The organism is Nostoc sp. CALU 546 (assembly GCF_048836525.1).
Genome location: NZ_JAWJTF010000234.1, coordinates 1 through 3,374 on the forward strand (window position 1 = coordinate 1; position 3,374 = coordinate 3,374).

The window sequence follows — 3,374 nt, forward strand, 5'->3', positions numbered from 1 at the left end:
CGATGGGCTACGCCTACGCAATTACACTGTTGGACGGTTGGTTTTTCATCTCCCCAAGGATAGGTGCGGTGACTATTAGTCTGTGCATCCCAACTGACTGCTTTTTCCCATTCGGCTTCTGTGGGTAGCCGCTTACCCACAAATCGGGAGTAAGCCTCGGCTTCATACCAGCTAACACCGCAAACCGGGTGATTATCATAACTGCGTAGCTTGCCCCCGTAGGCATTACTGCACCAATAAAGCGGTTGGCTCACTGATTCTTTTTGTAACCATTGCCATCCTGATTCTGACCACCACTGAGAATTTTGGTAGCCTCCCGCCTCGATGAATTCACGATACTGTCCACAAGTCACAGGATAGCGGTCAATCAGATACGTATCTAAATACACTCGATGGGCAGGGCGCTCGTTATCTAGTGCATCAATTGAGTCGCTTCCCTGTTCAAATTCGCCTGCTGGGATTTGAATCATTTCGGTAAAAGGAGTGGAGGATGGAGGGACGTGGAGAGTAACAAATTCTGCCTCCTGCCTCTTGTTTAATTCCAAGACAAAACTAATAATTTCACAGTGCTGACTTTCGTGCTGAATCAAAAAGTGCCATAGACGTTCTTGCTGCTCAATGTCAGCTACTTCTAGGTATTCGAGAACTTTTTCTCTAACTGTGTCTAGGTAATAACGAATTTCCTCTAAGTTTGGTAAATGAACACGTTCTGATTTGGGTAAACCGTCGGCTGCAAACAGCTTACGGTATTGCGGAAACAAACAAGGGCTACCTGCACTGCGCTCTAGCAGCCATAAAGACTCGATATAGGCAATATGCCCCAAGTGCCAGCCAACAGGGCTAAAGTCAGGATGAGGCTGACTACAGAATGTGGCTTCATTCATATCCTGGAACAGTGCAAAAGTTTGCAGACGACATTCATAAAAGGCTTGAAAAATAACCTCTTTCACACTAGATTTGCTCAATTTGGATCTCACAGTCTGCTCCCACACTAATAATGCTATTTTCTGGGCAAGCAATCCAATTACCTATAAATAGAGGTTCGGATGCAATAATTACAGAATTTGGGAAAGTCGGATCATCTCGTATCCAGTAAAGAGATGGAACTGGTGAATGAGTAGCAAACCGAGAAGCTATCAGGCGATGTCCGTCACTAAAAACTATGTTGAGTGAGGCTTCTACTTGATAGCGTTTTGCCATCTCTAAAAGCGTTAATAATGTGTTGCGTAAAGCATATTCTGGAGGTCGATGTTTATTGATTTGACTTTGTGAAAGTAATAAAGCAAAAATGTGTTCAGAGTCAGTACTGCCATTAATTTTCTCGTAAAAATCTTGGGTTAAAGTGCTGCGGATTTTTCTGTGTAATGTTTTGTGGAAATTTTCGATTCGTCCATTGTGAATAAAGAGTTGTTGTTGATGGTTAAAGGGCTGACAATTAGCAAAATCTACAGCTTGGCCTGGTGTAGCACTACGGACATAAGCAAGCACACATTTAGATTCAACGTAACGGCTGAGACTGGGTAAGTTTATATCATTCCAAATAGGCAGGGTATTTTTGTAGATAAAAGGGTCAGTATCTTTTTGACTATGATACCAACCCACACCGAAGCCATCTGCATTTACTACCCCAGAGGTCATTTCGCGGGGTTGATAACTCTGGACTATCAGTGAGTGTTCTGGTTTATACAGAAGATATTCTAAAGAAACAGGCGAACCGAGGTAAGCAAGTAAACGGCACATGATTAAAGTATTTGCTCCCAATAGCTGTATAAAGTAAGCTTTTTGACTGAGAATTAGCTGATTTTTGGATAAATTTGCACTATCCTTGTTAACAAGTGCTACCTCATATCACCCTATTGACCTCCTCACTACACAAAACATTTAGTTTGCTAATGTTTTATACAAACTTGTATTATTTTGGCGTAATTTTGAACTTCAGGAGTAGTATTCAACAAAATAGACAAATAATAAAGACTAATTAGCAATAATCAAGAACCAATGACTGATGCCTAACTCAATAATGGTAATTTTCCCATATAGACATAATCAAACATGGGTATTTGATGATGAGCGAAGGGAACTAATCTAAGAACCATTTGTCAGTGGCGTACCCGAAATAATTGATATTTTGGTTGATGGTATTGCTAATGTTGATGAAGGCTTTAAACTGTTATTTTCTGCAAATCCCTTTCCTGGTTATCAAGCTGAACTAATTTGGTTAAGAGCAGAATATAACGGTTATTGGTATTACTGGGAGAGCCATAAATTGGAAGGTTGGCTATGTCCAGCTTTGTTAAAATACTTTAGTGAACCGCCAAATAAAATATGTTGTAAAGCTGAAAGACCTTATTTGTAGAGAATATCTCAAAAATTTTAATTTAACATAAGAAAATATTATGAAGATTCCAAACTCTATTATAACAATTATTGGACAACAGCCTTACCCACTTTTATTTGCAACTATCAGTGGTTCCCACTTATATGGTTTTCCGTCAGCTGATTCTGATTATGACTTGCGTGGTGTGCATATTTTACCAGTTACAGAAGTAGTGGGATTAGAGACGGGGAATGAAACTATTGAAGTTTCAGAAACTCGTGAATCTTTAGAAATTGATTTAGTCACTCATGATGTCAAAAAATTATTTTTGATGCTACTTAAAAAGAATGGCTATGTGTTAGAACAACTGTACTCACCCTTAATATTAACAACTTCACCCGAACATGATGAATTGAAAGTTATTGCCAAAAGTTGCATTACCCGTCATCATAGCTACCATTATATTGGTTTTGCTACGACACAATGGAAACTTTTTGAGAAAGAAGAAGCGTATAGGATTAAGCCATTACTTTATGTTTATCGAGTTCTGCTAACTGGGATTTATCTGATGCAAACAGGGATAGTCGAAGCTAATTTAATTAATCTCAATGAGGTTTTTAATTTACCATATATTCCTGATTTAATCGCCCAAAAGTTAGCAGGTACAGAAAGGTCTATTTTGTCAGATTTTAATATATATTTTCATCAAAGAGAATATGAGCGTCTGCGTAATAAGTTGCAGGAGGCGTATGAATCTAGCCCATTACCTGAAGTACCTTCAGCAAATGTGGCTTTGCATAATTTGTTGGTACATTTGAGAACAAGAAGCTATGAATCATGAGTTCATCACTTTTGGCTCATGATTGTTTTAAAATACAGAAATTTAGTAAATTTAAATTGTATATTACTTATAGATAATTGTACTAGTTTGTTTATGTTTTAATAGGTAAAATGATTGCAAACTCTGTTCCTTGTTCTAATTCTGAAATTACTTCTATTTTACCTTTGTGTTTATCAACTATCTGATAACAAATACTTAAGCCTAATCCATGTACCT

General features: G+C 38.0%; 5 protein-coding genes. 2 read left to right on the top strand and 3 right to left on the bottom strand.

All coding sequences use genetic code 11. From position 1 onward, the window contains the following. Nucleotides 1–977 (bottom strand): SUMF1/EgtB/PvdO family nonheme iron enzyme (locus RRG12_RS41980; RefSeq protein WP_420763213.1); only part of this gene is annotated, 977 nt, incomplete at its 3' end. Beyond that, nucleotides 952–1,740: an ergothioneine biosynthesis protein EgtC gene (gene egtC / locus RRG12_RS41985; protein ID WP_069073752.1), complete on the bottom strand. Its 789-nt coding sequence runs from the start codon at nt 1,738–1,740 to the stop codon at nt 952–954. The genes RRG12_RS41980 and egtC, both read right to left, overlap by 26 nt. 388 nt (nt 1,741–2,128) lie before the next feature. Here egtC and RRG12_RS41990 point away from each other — a divergent pair, with 388 nt between their 5' ends. Then, nucleotides 2,129–2,356: a DUF6717 family protein gene (locus tag RRG12_RS41990; RefSeq protein WP_420761586.1), complete on the top strand. Its 228-nt coding sequence runs from the start codon at nt 2,129–2,131 to the stop codon at nt 2,354–2,356. Nucleotides 2,357–2,396: 40 nt separating this feature from the next. Then, entirely contained in the window at nt 2,397–3,158 is a 762-nt protein-coding gene (locus tag RRG12_RS41995; RefSeq protein WP_420761585.1) for a DNA polymerase beta superfamily protein, read from the top strand. A gap of 91 nt (nt 3,159–3,249) precedes the next feature. On the opposite strand, the gene RRG12_RS42000 is transcribed toward RRG12_RS41995, so the two are convergent. Then, nucleotides 3,250–3,374 (bottom strand): ATP-binding protein (locus tag RRG12_RS42000; RefSeq protein WP_420763214.1); only part of this gene is annotated, 125 nt, incomplete at its 5' end.